Genomic DNA, 16,716 nt, shown 5'->3' on the forward strand with positions numbered 1-16,716 from the left:
CATAGGGTCGAGCCGTCGAAGGGGACGCCGATGACTGCTCGAGGCTGGTTCGCCCTGCTGGGGGCGGTTGTGCTGCTGGGCGTGGCCGTCGCGCTCCAGGCGACGGGGAACCCGTGGGCGGCGGTGCCGGTCTGGGCGTTCTGGGGCGCGGTCGTCGTGGCGCTGGTTGTGCGGGTGGTGCGGGCGCGCAGCCTCCGCCGGGGGCTACGACCCGCGGGGCAGGGCATCGACGAGGTGCAGGACCTCTACCTCGGCCGGATCCGCCCGCCCGTGGACTACGGCGACCCCGCGAGGCCGGTCGCCGAGCTCGTGGAGCCGGTGCCCGACGACCCGCTCGCGGGCGGTCGGGTCACGCTGGAGCCAGCACCTGACGATCGGCCGCCCGACGCCGCGCGCTGATCGCGCCGTGCGGCCGGACGCCGGCGTCGGCGCGCTCGGCGGTCTCCACGACGTCGAACCCTGCCCGCTCGACGCGCGCCGCCAGCTCGTCGGCGGGCCAGAACCAGGCGGTCGCGACGGCGTGGTCGAACGGCTCGACGCGCGGGCCGCGGCAGAAGCCCAGCAGCAGGCCGCCGCCCGGTGCGACGGCGCGGGCGAAGCCCGCCAGCACGGCGTCGACGGACTCTCCGCCCACAGGCTCGGGCGGCGTGTGGATGAGCGAGTACCAGGACAGCAGCCCACCGAGTCCGCCGTCGGGCACGCCGAGGTCGCCGAGCGCAGCGCGGCGGAACGGGACGCCGGGGTACGCCGACCGGGCGCGTGCCAGGAACGGCTCCGCGAGGTCCACGCCCTCGACGTCCAGCCCCTGCCGGGCGAGGAAGTCCGTCCAGTGGCCGGGCCCGCAGCCGGCGTCGACGACGCGCCCCGTCAGCCCCCCGGCCCAGCGCGCCACGAGCTCCCGGTCGTCGTCGTGCACCGCGTCCATGGAGCCGAACAGCGCCGTGTACTCCTCCGCGCGCGCCGCGTAGGCGTCGCTCGCGTGCGCCACGCGCTCAGCCCAGCTCGCGCAGCGGCGCGGTCCGCTCCCCGCCCGCGTCGCCGGTGTTGACCGTCGCGGCGGGCTCGACGAGGAGCGCGTGCACCTCGCCGTCGGCCCGCGGGCAGTGCTCGACCCCACGCGGCACGACGAACACGTCCTGCGGCCCGAGCACGACGTCGCGGTCCCGGAGCTGGATGGTGAGCCGCCCGCTGAGCACGAGGAACAGCTCGTCGGTGTCGTCGTGCGTGTGCCAGACGAACTCGCCGTCGAGCTTGACCACCTTCACCGCGTAGTCGTTGACGCTCGCCAGCAGGTGCGGCTGCCACGGCTCGGAGATGCTCTCGAGCGCGGTCCGAATGTTCCTCACGTCGTTGCTCACCCCGGCAGCCTAGGCGCGCGGCATGACGGTCAGGCGAGGAACGCGGACACGCGCCGCCGGACCCCCGCCGCGTCGAGGCCGTGCGCCGCGGCGTGGTCGCGCGGCGTCCCGTACCGGCGCAGCTCCGTCTCGCCGGGTACGCCCACGTGGAGCACCCGGCTGGGCCGGTCGACCAGGGCTGCGGCCACCTCCCCCGCCCCGGTGCCTTCCAGGTACGGCGTCACCACGGCGAGCACGGGCGCCGGGCCGGCCAGGGCGCGCAGGCCCTCGGCGTCGAGCGGGTGCGGGGTGGCGGTCCACGCGACGCGGACGGGCAGGTCGGCGGTGGCCTCCAGCACGGTGTCGAGCATCGGCCCGACGGCGACCACGAGCGGCGCGCCCGCCGTCCCGCCGTCGCGCACCAGGTGCAGCCGCCCGTCCACCGGCCCGGGCCGGACGTTGCGCTGCCCGGACAGCCGCACGTAGACGCGGCCGGTGCCCGCGGCCTCGCGGTGCAGGATCTCGGCGACCTCGTCCGCGTGCCCCGGCACGTGCACCGTCCAGCCGGGCAGCGCGGAGATCAGCGTGACGTCCGCCGGCGACTGGTGGGTGCGGCCGCCCGCGCTCACGTCGTAGGACGCGCCCGCGCTGACCAGCACCGCGCCGACGTCCTGGTGCCCGAGGTCGAGCTTGACCTGCTCGTACGGGCGCTCCACGAGGAACGACGCGAACGTGTGCACGATCGGGCGCCGGCCGGCCAGGGCGAGGCCGCCCGCCACCCCGATCAGCGCCTGCTCGCGGATGCCGACGTCGATGACGCGGCCGGGGTGACGCTCGATCGCGCGGGCCATGTAGCCCGACCCGATCACGGCCAGGACGACGTCGACGTCCGGGTACGCGTCGAGCAGCGGGTCGAGCTCGGCGTAGAAGCGCGTGCGCAGGTCGAGCGCCGGCGCGGGCGGGGCGAGGGCGGTCATGCTGCCTCCTTGCTGGTCGGGGCGATCGGGGCGGAGGTGTCGACGACCACGACGGTCGGCCGGTCGGGCTCGGTGCGCCGCAGCGCCGCGGTCAGGCGCGGCTGGTCGTGGGTGCGCACCTCCGCCGCCGACCAGCCCTCGAGCGCGAACCGCGACGCGATGCCGCCGGGCCAGCCGAGGCTGTCGCTGTGGTTGTCGACGACGACGCACGTGAGGTTCGCGAGCCCGTACCGGCCGGCGACCTGGATCGCCTCGGCGTTGCTGCCCTCGTCGAGCTCGGCGTCCCCCACGAGCACGACGACCCGCGCGGGCGAACGGCCCCGCAGCCCCAGCGCCAGGCCGACGGCGAGCGGCAGCCCGTGCCCGAGCGAGCCGCTGCCGATCTCGATGCCCGGCACCAGCGTGCGGTCGGGGTGGTGGCCCAGCGGCGACCCGAACGACGCGACGTCGTCCAGCCAGGCGGCGGGGAAGAAGCCCTTCGCGGCCAGGACCGCATACGTGGACGCGGGGCCGTGACCCTTGGACAGCAGGAACCGGTCGCGGTCGGGGTGGTCCGGGTCGTCCGGGTCCACGCGGAGCACCTGGTCGTACAGGGTCCACACGACGTCGAGCGTGGAGTGCGCGCTCGGGTCGTGCTTCTCGTCTCCCGTGACCCGGGCGACGAGGTCGCGGACGTGCTGCGGGACGCGCCGCGGGGGTGTGGCGGAGGTCGCGGCGGGCGGGGCCGGCGGTGAGGTCGTCGTCGTCATGCCTCGATGCTCTGACCTCAACCATGGTTCAGGTCAACCCCCTCTCGGGAAGCCCGGCGTGCGGCACCTCACGCGCAGCCGTCCTGCGGAAACACGACGTCGGAGGCAGGATCGAGACGGACCCGCCGCCGTCACCAGGAGGTCTCGTCATGGCCCGCACCGTCGCCGAACACCTCGTCGACCAGCTCGTCGCCGCCGGCGTGAAGCGCATCTACGGCATCGTCGGGGACTCCCTGAACCCCGTCGTCGACGCCGTGCGCCGCACCGACGGGATCGACTGGGTGCACGTGCGCCACGAGGAGGCGGCCGCGTTCGCCGCCGCCGCCGACGCCGAGGTGACGGGCGAGCTCGCCGTCTGCGCCGGGTCGTGCGGGCCGGGCAACCTGCACCTCATCAACGGCCTCTACGACGCGAACCGGTCCCGGCTGCCCGTGCTCGCCATCGCGTCGCACATCCCGAGCGCGCAGATCGGCACGCAGTTCTTCCAGGAGACGCACCCCGACCGCATCTTCAACGAGGCGTCGGTGTTCTCGGAGCTGATCTCGTCGCCCGCCCAGCTGCCGCGCGTCACGCGGTCCGCCATCCAGCACGCCCTCGCCGCCCCCGGCGTCGCCGTGCTCACCCTGCCGGGCGACGTCGCCGACGAGAAGGTCCCCGACGACGACGCCCCGATCCTCGTGCCCGGCGCCTGCCCGGCGCGCGTCGTACCGAACGACGCCGACGTCGAGGCCCTGGCCGAGGCGATCAACAAGGCCAAGAAGGTCACGCTGTTCGTCGGCGCCGGGGCGCGCGGCGCCCGCGACGCCGTCCTGGAGCTCGCCGACCTGGCCGCCGCGCCCGTGGGCCACTCGCTGCGCGGCAAGGAGATCATCCAGTACGAGAACCCCCACGACGTCGGCATGTCCGGCCTGCTCGGCTACGGCTCCTGCCACGAGGCCATGCACTCCGCCGACCTGCTGGTCCTCGTCGGCACGGACTTCCCGTACGACTCGTTCCTGCCCGCCGACGTGCCCACCGCCCAGATCGACGTCGACGCCTCGCACCTGGGCCGGCGCACCCGGCTCGACCTGCCCGTGCACGGCGACGTCGGCGAGACCCTGAGGCTGCTCAACCCGCTGGTCAGGCGCAAGAAGGACCGCAAGTTCCTGCGCTCGATGGTCGACAAGCACGCCGGGCTCATGACCAAGGTCGTCGGCGCCTACACGCGCAACGTGGAGAAGCACACGCCGATCCACCCCGAGTACGCCGCCGTGCAGCTCGACGAGACGGCGGCCGACGACGCCGTGTTCACCGTCGACACCGGCATGAACAACGTGTGGGCCGCCCGCTACCTCACGCCCAACGGGAAGCGGCGGGTCATCGGGTCGTTCATCCACGGCTCGATGGCGAACGCGCTGCCGCACGCCATCGGCGCCGCGTTCGCGCAGCCCGGCCGGCAGGTCGTGGCGCTCGCCGGCGACGGCGGCCTGTCCATGCTGCTCGGCGAGCTCATCACCGTGCGCGCCTACGACCTGCCGGTGAAGGTCGTCGTCTTCAACAACGCCACGCTCGGCATGGTGAAGCTCGAGATGCTCGTCGAGGGCCTGCCGTCGTACGGCACCGACTCGCCGCCGGTGGACTACCGCGCGATCGCCACCGCCGTCGGCATCCCCGCCGTCCGCGTGGAGCGGCCCAAGGACCTGCGCCGGGCGTTCGCCGACGGGTTCGCCCGCAAGGGGCCGGCGCTCATCGAGGTCGTCACCGACCCGAACGCGCTGTCCATCCCGCCGTCCATCACGTCCGGCCAGATCCGGGGGTTCGCCACCGCGATGACCAAGCAGGTCTTCGGCGGCGGCATGGGCGAGGTCATGTCGATGGCCCGCTCGAACCTGCGCAACCTGCCCCGCTGACCGGCTGCCCGTTCGGTGATTGAGCCTGTCGAAATCCAGTCGCCGAGGTTTCGACAGGCTCAACCAACGGGGTGACAGGTTTCGACAGGCTCAACCAGCGAGGTCAGGGGCGCCAGGTGGCGGCGACGGCGAGGAACGCGTCGTTCGCCTCGACCTCGCCGATGCTCACCCGCAGGCCGTCGCCGGCGAACGGGCGCACCAGGACGCCGGCGGCGGTCGCCTCGGCGGCTCGGGCCACGGTGTCCTCGCCGAGCGGGAACCAGACGAAGTTCGCGTGCGTCTCGGGCAGCTCCCAGCCCTGCTCGCGCAGGGCGGCCGTGACGCGCTCGCGCTCGGCGACGAGCGCGTCGACCCGCTCGCGCAGCTCGTCCTGGGCCGCCGGCTCGAGCGAGGCGAGCGCCGCGCGCTGCGCGACGTGGTTGACGCCGAACGGTGTGGAGACGGCGCGGATGCCGGCGGCGAGGCGCGGCTCGGCGACGGCGTACCCGACGCGCAGGCCCGCCAGCCCGTACGCCTTGGACAGCGTGCGCAGCAGGACGACGTTGGGGTGCCGGAGCAGCAGGTCGACGCCGTCGGGCACCTGCGGGTCCCGGACGAACTCGAGGTACGCCTCGTCGACGATCACCAGCACGTCGCTCGGGACGGCGGCGAGGAAGGTCTCGAGCTCGTCCGCGTGCACGACCGGGCCGGTGGGGTTGTTGGGCGTGCAGACCATGACGACGCGCGTGCGCGGCGTGACCGCGGCGGCCATGGCCGGCAGGTCGAGCCGGCCGTCCGCGCGCACCGGCACCGTCACGGCCGCGCCGCCCGCGACGGCGACGACGATCGGGTAGGCCTCGAACGAGCGCCACGGGAACACGACCTCGTCGCCGTGCTCCACGACCGCCTGCAGCACGTGCCCGAGCACGGCCACCGAGCCGTTGCCCACCACGACCTGCTCGGCCGGGACGCCGACGTGCGCCGCGAGCGCCTCGACCAGCTCCGTGGCGTACATGTCGGGGTAGCGGTTGGTCTCCTCCGCCGCGCGGGTGATCGCCTCGAGGACGGACGGCAGCGGCGGGTAGGGGTTCTCGTTCGACGACAGCTTCCACAGCTTCGCGCCCTCGGCGGGCCGCGCGCCCGGCACGTACGCGGGCAGCGCGGCGACGGCGGCGCGCAGGGGGACGACGGGGTCGGGGACGGCCGCGTCGGGGACAGTCGTGGGGTCAGCGGGGGTGGTCACAGCGATCAAGGATGCCACCCGCCGCGGGGTGCGCGGTCAGACTCCGGCGCGCTCCGGCTGCCGCACCAGCCCGGCGAAGAACCGCGCGATCGCGTCGGCCGCCGGCACCTCGACGGACGCCTCGACGTCCGGGCTGTAGTTGGTGTTCGTGTTGATGTCGTACGGCACGGTGCGGCCGTCGACCGTCTCGAAGAACTCGACCCCGGCGATCTCGATCCCCTGCTCCGCGAGCAACCGCTCGAGCCGCACCACGAGCGGGTGCTCGGCCGTGATCTCGGGCCGCAGGGCGAACAGCGGCGGCGGGGCGACGCCGTCGGCGCCGGGCAGCGCGCACGCCTCGGCCGGGCACAGCTCGAACCCGGTGGAGGTGTCCACGCGGACGGCGTAGTGGAACCGGCCGCCGACGAACTCCGCCCGCGTGACGAACGGCTCCGGCGCGACGAGCAGCTCCTGGAGCAGCCACACGCCGTCGACGGGCTCGCCGAGGAGGCCCGCGTCCAGGGCGGCGGCGAACGTCTCGACGTCGTCGAACCGCTGCACACCCAGCCCCTTGCCGCCGCGGTTGTGCTTGGTGATGAACGGAGCGCCGAACCGCTCGGCCGCCGCCCGCAGCGCGGTGCGGTCGGTGACGGCCGTCGTGCGCGGCACGTCGAGGCCCGCGGCGCGCAGCAGGGCGTACTGCCGCACCTTGCTGACCTCGAGCGCGGCGGCCCGCGTGCCGTTGACGACCCGGCGCCCGGCGGCCTCCGCGCGGGACAGCACCGCCTGCGCCGCCTCGGGCGCGTGCGGGACGCCGCGCGTGTGCGCGGATGCGCTCAGGCGCGACCAGTGCACGGCCTCGGGCGGCGACGCCGCGAGGTCCAGGGTGACGTCGCCGAGGTGCCACGGTTCGAGGGCCACCCCGGCACGCTCGAAGGCCCGCTCGAACGGCGGCAGCCAGTCGGGGTTGTCGTGCAGGACGAGGACGGACGGCTCGCTCACCCGGTCGAGCCTACGCGCGCCCGCCGGCCGCGGGGATCCCGTGGCGAGACGTCTCGGCCCGAGCGTCGCACCGTCCCCGCGCGGGCGTGACGTGCCACGATGGCGGCATGAACTTCATCGTCCGCACCCTCGTCACGGCCGTGGCGCTGTGGCTGAGCGACCTGATCTTCACCAACCTCGAGATCCTGCCCCCGTACGACGGGGACAACCTGCTCGAGTACGTCCTGGCCGTGCTCGGCGTGGCGTTGGTGTTCACCATCATCAGCAGCTTCGTCAAGCCGATCGTCAGCATCATCTCCATCCCGCTGCTGATCCTCACGCTGGGCCTCTTCTACCTGGTCATCAACGCCTTCGTGCTGTGGCTCACCACCTGGATCACCGACCAGGGGTGGTTCGGCGACTGGGGCGTGGACGTCAGCGGCGGCTTCTGGTGGTTCGTCTGGATCGCCCTCATCCTCGCCGTGCTGCAGGCGATCATCGGCGCGTTCGCGCCGAAGCGGGGCTGACCAGCCCGCACCGCAGCACCGCACCGTCAGTGCAGCGTCGCCCCCGTCGGGACTCCCGGCGGGGGCGACGTCGTCCCCGGCCCGGGCGCCAGCACCAGAGCCGCCGGGCCCGCCCGACGCGCCGCGAAGAACCGGGTGCGGGCCCGGCTGCCGTCCAGCAGCCGCTCCAGCCGCCCCGTCACGCCGGCCACCTGCACGCTCCCGGACCGCTGCGCCGCCGTCAGGGTGCGCAGGTGCGTGGGCACGATGTGCGCGAGCGGGATGCTGCCCGCCGCGGCGACGTCGGCCGGGTCGGTGGAGTCGAGCAGGCGCCGGCCCACGGTGACCCGGTCCGGCGACGTGCGGTTCTCGCCGCTCGAGCGGCCGTCCACCGCCGACACCAGCTCCTCGTCGTTCTCCAGGTGCAGCACCGGCACCCCGGCGGGCAGGGCGAACGTCGCCGTCGGAGCCCCGGCGGTCACGACACCGCCGACGCGGTGCTGCGCACGGAACGCCGGCGAGGCCGCGAGCGCCACCGCGGCGATGCCCCCGAGGCTGTGCCCCACGAGCACGACCGGCTCGTCCGGTGCGGCGCCCGCCGCGTCGAGGGCCTGCTCCACCGCCACGGACACGTCCGCCGACTCGTGGGCCATGAGGCTCAGGTCGGTCGCGGCGTCGAACGGGTTCGCCGGGGACAGGAAGGCCTGCGTGCCGGGGATCAGCACCGTCCACGACGTCGTGCCGTCGTCGTGCACCACCTGCTCCACCGCGAGCGTCCCCTCGGGGACGCCGGCCGCCGGTCGGTCGACCACCCCGCTGCCCTGGGGGTAGAGGTCCGCGGTGCGGGCGAGCGCCTCGGCGACGGTGCCCGCCGGACGGTCGGCCCACGCGGGCGGCGGCCCGGCGAGGTCGTCCTCCGTCAGGGGAACCACCCGCGTCACGGAGCGCGGCAGCAGCGCGGTGACGACGTCGGACAGCGAGCCCGCGCCCCGCGTCACCGGGTCCAGCGCGGCCGCGGGGCCCTCCGCGGTCCCCCGCCGGAGGTCGCTCCAGCTCAGCGGCCGGGTGGCGCCGAGCCCGGTCGCGACGCCCGCGACCACCTCGTCCGACAGCGGCGCCACGACCCGCCAGGCTCGCGCGAGCAGCCCGTCGGGGCCGGAGATCACCGGGGCCGACGGGGGCTCGGGCAGCTGCGCAGCCCGGAGCGGGCCCGTGGGCGTGCCGGTCGCAGCCCCGGTCGTGAGCAGGTCGCGCACGCCGCCCGCCACCGACGCCGTGGCGAGCACCGGCAGCGCCTGCAGCCCGAGCCAGGCCCCGGCCGCCCCCGCCAGCAGGGTGACCGCACCGTCGGTGACGCGCTGCGCCGCGCTCTCCGCCTCCCGGTACAGGCCGGCCGCGAGCCGCAGCCGCCACGCGCAGCGCTCCGCCGCCGAGGTCCGGGCGCGCAGCCGGGCGGCCGCCTCGTCCAGCCGGGCGGCCGCCGCCCGGCGCACGGCCTCGACCTCCGCGCCGTCGGGTGCCGAAGGCAGCGCCAGGGCGGGCGGCGTGACCGGGTCGGGCGCCCACACCGCGCCCCGCAGGGTGCCCGCGGCGCCGAGGCACCGGTGCGCCGCCCGTCGCAGGCCCTCCGCCGCGCCGTCGAGCAGCAGCGCCGCCCCGTGCACGGCCTCCGCGTCGACCCGCGAGAGGGCCCGGCCGCCCGCGACCGTCAGGGTCTCCTCGGGCGGCAGCCCGCGGGTCACCGGGCCAGCACCGCCGCGGCCTCCTCGAGGAGGCGCAGGTCGGCGTCGAGGTCGGCGAGCAGGGCGGCGACGTCGTCGCGGAACCGGTCGGCCGCCGTCGACTCCCACGCGACCGCGAGGCTGCGCCGGGCGCCCGCCGCGGCGTCGACCGCGTCGCTGCGGGCGGCGAGGACGACGCCGCGCACCGCAGCGGGGTCGGGTGCCGGGGACGGGAAGGGCGAGGCCGGTGGGGTCATGACCCGGACGCTAGGCCGCTCCCGCGCGGCGACGCGCCGCCCGCCCCCGGCCTGTGGACGACGCCGCCCTGGGGACAGGCTCGAGCCGCACCGCGACGGACCGACGTCCGCCTCGGGGACCGCGCGTGGGAGAATGTGCGCCGTGACCTCCCCCGCGCCGCAGACCTCGCCGACCGAGTCCACAGCCGTCCGGCCCGCCCGTGTGAACCTCGCCGACGTCACCCCGCCGATCGCCCTGGGGCCGCTCGACGGCCGCTACCGCGGCGCCGTCGCGCCCCTGGTGGACCACCTCAGCGAGGCGGCCCTCAACCGGGCGCGCATCCACGTCGAGGTCGAGTGGCTGGTCACGCTGTGCAACGGCACGCAGGAGGCCCCGGGCGCCGTCGTCCCCGGCGCCCCGACGCTGACCGACGCCGAGATCGCCTACCTGCGGCAGATCCCGGCCGCCTTCGGCGCGGACGAGATCGCCGAGCTGGCCGCCATCGAGCGCGAGACGGTGCACGACGTCAAGGCCGTCGAGTACTTCATCAAGCGCCGCCTCGACAGCGCCGTCGCCGGTGCCGCCCTCGGCGAGACGAACCTGCCGTCCGCGAGCGAGCTCGTGCACTTCGCGTGCACGTCCGAGGACATCAACAACCTCTCCTACGCACTCATGGTGCAGGGCGGGGTGCGCGACGTCTGGCTGCCCGCCGCCACGGCCCTGACCGACCAGCTCGCGGACATGGCCCGCGAGCACGCCGACGTCCCGATGCTGAGCCGCACGCACGGGCAGCCGGCCACGCCGACGACGATGGGCAAGGAGCTCGCCGTCCTCGCGCACCGGCTGCGCCGCCAGCTGCGCCGCGTCGAGGGCGCGGAGTACCTCGGCAAGCTCAACGGCGCCACCGGCACCTACGGCGCGCACACCGTCGCCGTCCCGGGCGCCGACTGGCCGGCCGTGTCGAAGGCGTTCGTCGAGCACCTCGGCCTGGTCTGGAACCCGCTGACCACGCAGATCGAGTCGCACGACTGGCAGGCCGAGGTCTACGCGGACGTCGCCCGCTTCAACCGCATCCTGCACAACCTCGCGACCGACGTGTGGACGTACATCTCGCTGGGCTTCTTCACGCAGATCCCCGTCGCCGGGGCCACCGGCTCGTCGACCATGCCGCACAAGGTCAACCCGATCCGGTTCGAGAACGCCGAGGCGAACCTCGAGATCTCCTGCTCGCTGCTCGACACCCTGTCGGCGACGCTCGTGACGTCCCGCATGCAGCGCGACCTCACCGACTCGACCACCCAGCGCAACATCGGCCCGGCCTTCGGCCACTCGCTGCTCGCGATCGACAACGTCCGCCGCGGTCTCAAGGCGCTCAACGTCAACGCCGCCCTCATGGCCGACGACCTCGACGCCAACTGGGAGGTGCTCGGCGAGCCCGTCCAGTCCGCGATGCGCGCCGCGTCCGTCGCCGGCGTCGCGGGCATGGAGAACCCGTACGAGCGGCTCAAGGAGCTCACCCGCGGCCAGCGCGTCGACGCCGCCCGCATGCGCGAGTTCGTCGCCGGCCTCGGCCTGCCCGACGACGTCGCCGCGCGGCTCGCGGACCTCACGCCCGCGTCGTACACCGGCATCGCCGCGCGGCTCGTCGAGGACTACCTCGCCTGAACCGCCTCGAGGGCGGTCACCGAACCGTTTAGGGGACGTCAGGTCGCCGCGCCCGGCTCCTAGCGTGGGCTCGTCCGAGTCCACGACGCGACGGAGCCTCGTATGCGCACGCAACGCCGATCGACCACCCGTGTCGCCGCCCTCGCGGCGGCCGCCCTGCTCGGCGGTGCCGGCCTCACCGCCGGTGCCGCAGGCCTCGCCTCGTCCGCGGCGGGCGCCGCGCCGTCGCCGGACCGGCCCGCCGACGCGGCGTTCTTCGTCGACGAGGGCACGCAGGCGTGGGAGGCGTGGCAGGCGGCGTCCGGCACGGACCGCGAGCTCCTGGAGAAGATCGCCACCACGCCCCAGGCGTTCTGGGTCACCGACGCCGACCCGGCCGAGGCGCGCGCCGGCGTCGCAGACTACACGGGCCGGGCTGCCGCGGCGGGCGCGACGCCGCTGCTGGCGGTGTACGCGATCCCGGGGCGTGACTGCGGCTCGCACTCCGGCGGCGGCACCGACGAGGCCGAGTACCGCACCTGGGTCGAGGAGGTCGCCGCCGGGATGGAGGGCGAGCCGTGGGTGGTGCTCGAGCCGGACGCCCTCCCCCAGCTCGGCGACTGCGACGGTCAGGGCGACCGCGTCGGCATGCTGGCCGACGCCGCCCGCATCCTCGACGACGCCGGCGCCCGCGTGTACCTCGACGTCGGCCACTCGGCCTGGCTTCCCGCCGCCGAGGCGGCGTCCCGGCTGCAGCAGGTGGGCCTGGAGCACGTCGCGGGCTTCGCGCTCAACGTGTCCAACTACCGCACCACGGACGAGTCGCGCGCCTACGGCGAGGAAGTCTCGGCCCTGCTCGGGGGCCTGCCGTTCGTCGTCGACACGTCGCGCAACGGCAACGGGTCGAACGGTGAGTGGTGCAACCCGCGCGGCCGCGCGCTGGGCGAGCGGCCCGCCGTCGTCGACGACGGCAGCCACCTCGACGCCCTGCTGTGGGTCAAGCTGCCCGGCGAGAGCGACGGCACCTGCAACGGCGGCCCCGCCGCCGGCGCCTGGTGGCAGGAGATCGCCCTGGAGCTGGCCCGCAACGCGAGCTGGTAGCCCCGCCCCCGCTGGTTGAGCCTGTCGAAACCCGGCCACCGTCGGTCGAGCCTGTCGAAGCGTGGTTCCTTCGCAGGTCACCGGTTTTCGACAAGCTCAACCAGCGAGCATGACGGTGGACCGCACCTCGGAGAGTTCGTCCACTCGGTTGACCACCCAGCGCGCGACGGCGGTCACCACGAGTGCGATCGCGAGGAGCGCCCAGAGGTTCCCGACGTCCACGACGTCCATCGGCTCGAGCCCCCGCGAGCCCATCAGCCCCGTACGGCCCACGACGACCGCGGCGCCCACGCCCGCCAGGACCGGCAGCGCCTGGCGGGCCCGACGTGCCACCAGCAGGCCCCCGACGAGCAGGCAGGTACCGACCACGACCGTGCCGCCGCTGAGGTCGGTCACCGGCGAGGCGTACTCGGGGAACCATGCCGGGACACCGAGCGCCGCCCGCACCACCGCGACCACCGGCATCAGCGCGCCGAGGGCCGCCGCGACGCGGACAGCCCGCTCGGACCGGCGGCGGCCCTGCGCCAGGCCCTGGAGCCCCGCGAGCACGCCCGCCGCCATCGCCGTCGCGGTCAGCGCGAGCCCCCAACCGAGACCGGACAGCACCGGGAACAGCCCTCCCCCGCTCGGGCCGAGGTACGCCATGCCGCCGAGGAGCACCCACGACGTGCCGGCGGCGGCACCGAGGACCACGGCCGCGCCCCGAACGGTCCCGACCGCGAGCGTGAGCAGCCCGACGGTCCACAACGCCCAGCCGGGCGCGAGCGGCGCGAACGCGAGGACCCCGTGGAGCCCGCCGCCGCGGCCGAGGATCCCGGCGGCACCGCCGATCGACGCGGCCGCGGGATAGCCGAGCACGACGGAGAGCACGACGAGCACGCCGACGGCGCCCCACCGTCGTCGTTCCGCCGTCGACCCCAGCGGCGCGAGCACCCACTCCCGCGCGGCGGCGCGCAGCAGGTCGACGACCTCACCGCGCGCGGGCCGCGACCGACCGGGCGCGGCGGCGTCGAGCAGGTGGCCGAGCATCTCGGCGCCGTGCGCGCGGCGGTACGCGAACGGGAACAGCCGCAGCAACCGACGGTAGTCGCGCACCAGCGCGGGGACGACGGCGTGCGGCTCGGGCACGTCGGGGAGGTCGCGGCGGTCGGTGCTCATGCCGGCACCTCCCCGAGCCCGCCGGTGACGGCGCGGCCGCGACGTGACCCCGGAGCGCGCCTCGACGCGAGCCGCTCCAAAGCCTGCCGCGCCTGCGCCTCGGCCCGCCGGGCCTCGACGGCGAGCCGGGTACCGCCGTCGTCGGTCAACCGGTAGTAGCGCCGGAGCCGCGAGTCGACCACCTCCTCGTGGTCCACCTCGACCAGGCCGGCGGCGACGAGCCGGTCGATGGCGCCGTAGAGCGTGCCGGCGCGCAGCGTCACGCGCCCGCCGGAGCTCTCCTCGACGTCCTTGGAGATCCCGTACCCGTGCGCCGGCCCCTGCGCGAGGGCGGACAGGACGAGGAACGCGGGTTCCTGCAGCGGTCTGTGTGCGGGCTTCGATGCCATGCCGAGGACCATACCCTCGTCGCAAACTTATGCATGCCAGACGCGCCGAACTGCCGGTCAGCGCGCCATCGCCTGCTGACCGACGACGGCGAGCAGGGCGAGCTTCTCCTCCGCCTCGGAGCGCGGCGGCGCGGTCAGGACCAGCAGCGCCTGGGTCTGGTCCTCGGTGAACAGCACCTGGCAGTCCAGCTCGACCGGGCCGACCTGCGGGTGCACCAGGGTCTTGTGGTCGGAGAACCGCTGGTGCACCTCGTGCCGGTCCCACAGCTCGGCGAACTCGGGGCTGCGTGCCTGCAGCTCGCGCACCAGCTCTCCCGCGCGCGACCGGGGGCCGAGCATCCCGTGCGCCACGCGGAGCGTGGAGACGAGCGAGCGCCCCTGCCGGTCGCGGTCGTCCTCGGGGTACAGCAGCCGCTCGGCGGGGTCGGTGAACCATCGGTAGACGTCGCTGCGCGCCCACCCGGTCAGCGCCGACCGGTCGCCCAGCAGCGCGACGGCGAGGTCGTTGGCCACGAGCGTCTCGCCGAGCGCGGACAGCACGAGGGCCGGGGTGTCGGACAGCCGGTCGAGCACGCGCAGCAGCGCGGGCGACACGTGCGACGACACCGTCACCCGGTCGGGCGCACCCCGGCCCGCGACGCGGAACAGGTAGTCGCGCTCGTCGTCGGTGAGCCGGAGCGCCCGCGCCAGCGACGCGAGCATCTGCTCGCTGGGCTGCGGGCCGCGCTGCTGCTCCAGCCGCGTGTAGTAGTCGGCCGACATGGCCGCGAGCGCCGCCACCTCCTCCCGCCGCAGGCCCGCGGTCCGACGCCGCGCCCCGGCGGGCAGACCGACGTCGGCGGGCTGCACCCCCTCGCGACGGCGGCGCAGGAACTCGGCGAGGGCAGGACGATCCATACCTGCACGATCCATGCGCCCATCGTCCGCCGCCGACGGCGGCCGGGCCAGAGCGCAGCCAGGGATCGCCGGTCCCCCGATGTCCGCTCCTCTCCCGCGCTGCCGGCCCGCGACGCAGGGTGGGCGGCATGGATCTCACCCGCAGCACCGTCTTCGTCCCCGGCGCGACCAGCGGCATCGGCCTGGCCCTCGCGCTCCGCCTCCAGGCCCGCGGCAGCACCGTGATCGTCGGTGGCCGCCGCACCGCGCTGCTCGAGGAGATCGTCGCCGCGCACCCGGGCATCGACGCCGTCCGCATCGACACCGCCGACCCGGCGAGCATCGAGGCGGCACGACGCGAGGTGCTCGACCGGCACCCCGACCTGGACGCCGTCGTCGCGATGGCGGGGATCATGCAGGCGGAGGACTGGGCGTCGGACGACTTCCTCGCCACCGCCGAGCGCACCGTCACGACCAACCTGCTCGGCCCGATCCGGCTGGCCGCCGCGTTCCTGCCGCAGCTGCGCGCCCGCGCGGACGCAGGGGCGGGCGCCGCGTTCGTCACCGTCTCGTCGGGCCTGGCGCACGTCCCGCTCGCCGTGACGCCCACGTACAACGCGACCAAGGCCGCGGTCCACCGGCTCAGCGAGGGCATCCGGCTGCAGCTCGAGCCGGCGGGCGTGCAGGTGATCGAGATCGTGCCGCCCGCGGTGCGGACGTCGCTCATGCCCGGCCAGGAGGACAGCCCGATCGCCATGCCGCTCGACGCGTTCGCGGACGAGGCGGTCGAGCTCCTGGCGTCGCAGCCCGACGCCCACGAGATCCTCGTCGAGGGCGTGAAGTTCCTGCGGTTCGCCGAGACGTCGGGCGCCTACGCGGCGACGGTCGCGCGGCTCAACGCGACCGACCCGCACGCGGTGCGAGGTCAGTAGCGCAGGTACTTCGCGGCGACGAAGCCCTGCTTGCCGTTGACGTAGACCTTGACCCAGCCGCCGGACTTGGGCCAGATCTTCTTCACGGCCTTGCCCTTGTTCAGCGTGTCGAGGACCTTGCCGCTGGTGCTGGGCGTGGAGCGCAGCCGCAGCCCGTTCACCTCCACGTAGCGCGTGCCCAGGGACGTCAGCCCGGGCGAGACGTACGCGGAGTGCATCCAGCCGGTGGTGCCGTCGCGGGTCACCTTGCGCCAGACGCCGGAGCTGGCGCCCGGCTTGGCGGTCATCACCCGGTTGACGCGCACCTCGCGCACCACCCGGTAGTTGGTGCCCGGGCCGGAGCGCAGGTTGACCTTGGTGGTCGTGTAGTAGGTGCAGGACTTCGGCACGACGCGCTTGTTGGCCCACGCGGCTCCCGCGGTGAGCGACGCGCCGTGGTTCTTCATCCAGGGCAGCGGGTCGGTGGTGCTGCCGGAGCCCTTGTACGCGCCCTTCCAGATCTCCAGGTGCAGGTGCGGCGCGGTGGAGGTGCCGGAGCTGCCGACGTCGGCGATGCGCTGGCCGCGCTTCACGGTCTTGCCCTTCTTCACGTAGTTGTCGCCGTCGATGACGTGGCCGTAGACGGCGAAGACCTTGCCGCCGTTCGCGTTGGAGCGCACCACGACGACCTGGCCGAAGCCGGGCGCCGACCCGGCCTTGATGACGGTGCCCGGCGCGACGGACTTGATCGCGGTGCCCTTCTTGGCGCTCATGTCCTGGCCGAGGTGGTAGGTGGACGCCGACTTGATCGGCATGCACCGCGGCCCGTAGTAGGACGAGAGCCCGTAGCTCTTGTCGGGGAGCGGCCGGACGGCGGCCGTCGCCGCCCCCGCTCCCGCGAGGCTCGTCGTGAGCGCCACGGTGGTGGCGATCCCCATGGTGACTCCGGTCGTGATGATCCGTCGCACGGTGCGCATGGTGGTGCCCTCTCAGCGTCAGGGTCCTGGGGCGTCGTTGCCCAGCGGCACGGTAAGCACAG

Annotated in this window: 18 protein-coding genes; 6 read left to right on the forward strand and 12 right to left on the reverse strand. The window is 74.9% G+C overall.

The features are described 5' to 3' along the window. The first annotated feature begins 30 nt into the window (after window positions 1-30). Window positions 31-399 carry a hypothetical protein gene (locus AAG589_RS16905; protein WP_430568440.1) on the forward strand — a complete coding sequence of 123 codons (369 nt, stop codon included), beginning with the start codon at window positions 31-33 and terminating at the stop codon, window positions 397-399. On the opposite strand, the gene AAG589_RS16910 is transcribed toward AAG589_RS16905, so the two are convergent. From AAG589_RS16910 to AAG589_RS16925, 4 genes are read right to left on the reverse strand one after another with little or no spacing between them, the layout of a single operon-like run. Then, window positions 350-988: a class I SAM-dependent methyltransferase gene (locus AAG589_RS16910; protein ID WP_430568441.1), complete on the reverse strand. Its 639-nt coding sequence runs from the start codon at window positions 986-988 to the stop codon at window positions 350-352. The two genes, AAG589_RS16905 and AAG589_RS16910, sit on opposite strands and share 50 nt — an antisense overlap. A 4-nt stretch (window positions 989-992) precedes the next feature. Then, complete coding sequence (locus tag AAG589_RS16915; protein WP_430568442.1) at window positions 993-1,358, reverse strand: cupin domain-containing protein; 366 nt, start codon at window positions 1,356-1,358, stop codon at window positions 993-995. Between the two features lie 29 nt (window positions 1,359-1,387). Beyond that, window positions 1,388-2,314, reverse strand: coding sequence for a transketolase family protein (locus AAG589_RS16920; protein ID WP_430568443.1), 927 nt, complete (start codon window positions 2,312-2,314; stop codon window positions 1,388-1,390). Further along, on the reverse strand, window positions 2,311-3,063 hold the full coding sequence (locus AAG589_RS16925; protein ID WP_430568444.1) for a thiamine pyrophosphate-dependent enzyme: 753 nt from the start codon (window positions 3,061-3,063) through the stop codon (window positions 2,311-2,313). Before AAG589_RS16925 ends, AAG589_RS16920 begins: the two co-directional genes overlap by 4 nt. 149 nt (window positions 3,064-3,212) lie before the next feature. Between AAG589_RS16925 and AAG589_RS16930 the strand changes: the two genes are divergently transcribed. Beyond that, a complete protein-coding gene (locus AAG589_RS16930) occupies window positions 3,213-4,952 on the forward strand; it encodes a pyruvate dehydrogenase (protein WP_430568445.1) in 1,740 nt (579 codons plus the stop codon). Between the two features lie 103 nt (window positions 4,953-5,055). On the opposite strand, the gene hisC is transcribed toward AAG589_RS16930, so the two are convergent. Beyond that, complete coding sequence (gene hisC / locus AAG589_RS16935; RefSeq protein WP_430568446.1) at window positions 5,056-6,174, reverse strand: histidinol-phosphate transaminase; 1,119 nt, start codon at window positions 6,172-6,174, stop codon at window positions 5,056-5,058. Window positions 6,175-6,210: 36 nt separating this feature from the next. After that, window positions 6,211-7,155 carry an ATP-grasp domain-containing protein gene (locus tag AAG589_RS16940; protein WP_430568447.1) on the reverse strand — a complete coding sequence of 315 codons (945 nt, stop codon included), beginning with the start codon at window positions 7,153-7,155 and terminating at the stop codon, window positions 6,211-6,213. 107 nt (window positions 7,156-7,262) lie between these two features. Here AAG589_RS16940 and AAG589_RS16945 point away from each other — a divergent pair, with 107 nt between their 5' ends. Beyond that, window positions 7,263-7,661, forward strand: a complete 399-nt coding sequence (locus tag AAG589_RS16945; protein ID WP_430568448.1) for a phage holin family protein — start codon at window positions 7,263-7,265, stop codon at window positions 7,659-7,661. Window positions 7,662-7,687: 26 nt separating this feature from the next. Here AAG589_RS16945 and AAG589_RS16950 read toward each other — a convergent pair whose 3' ends face one another. Further along, the gene (locus AAG589_RS16950) at window positions 7,688-9,382 is read right to left on the reverse strand and encodes a hypothetical protein (RefSeq protein ID WP_430568449.1); all 1,695 of its coding nucleotides are present in this window, start codon (window positions 9,380-9,382) and stop codon (window positions 7,688-7,690) included. Beyond that, entirely contained in the window at window positions 9,379-9,618 is a 240-nt protein-coding gene (locus AAG589_RS16955) for a hypothetical protein (protein ID WP_430568450.1), read from the reverse strand. The genes AAG589_RS16950 and AAG589_RS16955 overlap by 4 nt, the downstream gene beginning before the upstream one ends. Before the next feature lie 133 nt (window positions 9,619-9,751). On the opposite strand from AAG589_RS16955, the gene purB reads away from it, so the two are divergent. Then, entirely contained in the window at window positions 9,752-11,263 is a 1,512-nt protein-coding gene (gene purB / locus AAG589_RS16960) for an adenylosuccinate lyase (protein ID WP_446719755.1), read from the forward strand. Between the two features lie 102 nt (window positions 11,264-11,365). Continuing rightward, the gene (locus tag AAG589_RS16965) at window positions 11,366-12,343 is read left to right on the forward strand and encodes a glycoside hydrolase family 6 protein (protein WP_430568452.1); all 978 of its coding nucleotides are present in this window, start codon (window positions 11,366-11,368) and stop codon (window positions 12,341-12,343) included. A 96-nt stretch (window positions 12,344-12,439) separates the two neighbouring features. Here AAG589_RS16965 and AAG589_RS16970 read toward each other — a convergent pair whose 3' ends face one another. The 3 genes from AAG589_RS16970 to AAG589_RS16980 are packed head-to-tail and all read right to left on the reverse strand — an operon-like array spanning window position 12,440 to window position 14,787. Next, window positions 12,440-13,501, reverse strand: coding sequence for a hypothetical protein (locus AAG589_RS16970; protein ID WP_430568453.1), 1,062 nt, complete (start codon window positions 13,499-13,501; stop codon window positions 12,440-12,442). Continuing rightward, window positions 13,498-13,890, reverse strand: coding sequence for a PadR family transcriptional regulator (locus AAG589_RS16975; RefSeq protein WP_430568454.1), 393 nt, complete (start codon window positions 13,888-13,890; stop codon window positions 13,498-13,500). Before AAG589_RS16975 ends, AAG589_RS16970 begins: the two co-directional genes overlap by 4 nt. 57 nt (window positions 13,891-13,947) lie before the next feature. Further along, window positions 13,948-14,787: a helix-turn-helix transcriptional regulator gene (locus AAG589_RS16980; protein WP_430568455.1), complete on the reverse strand. Its 840-nt coding sequence runs from the start codon at window positions 14,785-14,787 to the stop codon at window positions 13,948-13,950. A 128-nt stretch (window positions 14,788-14,915) separates the two neighbouring features. Here AAG589_RS16980 and AAG589_RS16985 point away from each other — a divergent pair, with 128 nt between their 5' ends. After that, entirely contained in the window at window positions 14,916-15,698 is a 783-nt protein-coding gene (locus tag AAG589_RS16985; protein WP_430568456.1) for an SDR family oxidoreductase, read from the forward strand. Here AAG589_RS16985 and AAG589_RS16990 read toward each other — a convergent pair. Beyond that, window positions 15,692-16,654, reverse strand: a complete 963-nt coding sequence (locus AAG589_RS16990; RefSeq protein ID WP_430568457.1) for an SH3 domain-containing protein — start codon at window positions 16,652-16,654, stop codon at window positions 15,692-15,694. The genes AAG589_RS16985 and AAG589_RS16990 overlap by 7 nt on opposite strands. Window positions 16,655-16,716 lie beyond the last annotated feature (62 nt).

It is taken from the genome of Isoptericola sp. F-RaC21 (assembly GCF_038593535.1).
In the GTDB taxonomy this organism is placed as follows: domain Bacteria; phylum Actinomycetota; class Actinomycetes; order Actinomycetales; family Cellulomonadaceae; genus Isoptericola.

Bases quoted from the DNA above. Each gene is read 5' to 3' on its own strand.
- AAG589_RS16920 (WP_430568443.1), bottom strand. From the start codon at position 2,314: ATGACCGCCCTCGCCCCGCCCGCGCCGGCGCTCGACCTGCGCACGCGC.
- AAG589_RS16980 (WP_430568455.1), bottom strand. From the start codon at position 14,787: ATGGATCGTCCTGCCCTCGCCGAGTTCCTGCGCCGCCGTCGCGAGGGG.
- AAG589_RS16975 (WP_430568454.1), bottom strand. From the start codon at position 13,890: ATGGCATCGAAGCCCGCACACAGACCGCTGCAGGAACCCGCGTTCCTC.
- AAG589_RS16925 (WP_430568444.1), bottom strand. From the start codon at position 3,063: ATGACGACGACGACCTCACCGCCGGCCCCGCCCGCCGCGACCTCCGCC.
- AAG589_RS16930 (WP_430568445.1), top strand. From the start codon at position 3,213: ATGGCCCGCACCGTCGCCGAACACCTCGTCGACCAGCTCGTCGCCGCC.
- AAG589_RS16955 (WP_430568450.1), bottom strand. From the start codon at position 9,618: ATGACCCCACCGGCCTCGCCCTTCCCGTCCCCGGCACCCGACCCCGCT.
- AAG589_RS16970 (WP_430568453.1), bottom strand. From the start codon at position 13,501: ATGAGCACCGACCGCCGCGACCTCCCCGACGTGCCCGAGCCGCACGCC.
- purB (WP_446719755.1), top strand. From the start codon at position 9,752: ATGTGCGCCGTGACCTCCCCCGCGCCGCAGACCTCGCCGACCGAGTCC.
- AAG589_RS16945 (WP_430568448.1), top strand. From the start codon at position 7,263: ATGAACTTCATCGTCCGCACCCTCGTCACGGCCGTGGCGCTGTGGCTG.
- AAG589_RS16985 (WP_430568456.1), top strand. From the start codon at position 14,916: ATGGATCTCACCCGCAGCACCGTCTTCGTCCCCGGCGCGACCAGCGGC.
- AAG589_RS16905 (WP_430568440.1), top strand. From the start codon at position 31: ATGACTGCTCGAGGCTGGTTCGCCCTGCTGGGGGCGGTTGTGCTGCTG.
- AAG589_RS16965 (WP_430568452.1), top strand. From the start codon at position 11,366: ATGCGCACGCAACGCCGATCGACCACCCGTGTCGCCGCCCTCGCGGCG.
- AAG589_RS16990 (WP_430568457.1), bottom strand. From the start codon at position 16,654: ATGCGCACCGTGCGACGGATCATCACGACCGGAGTCACCATGGGGATC.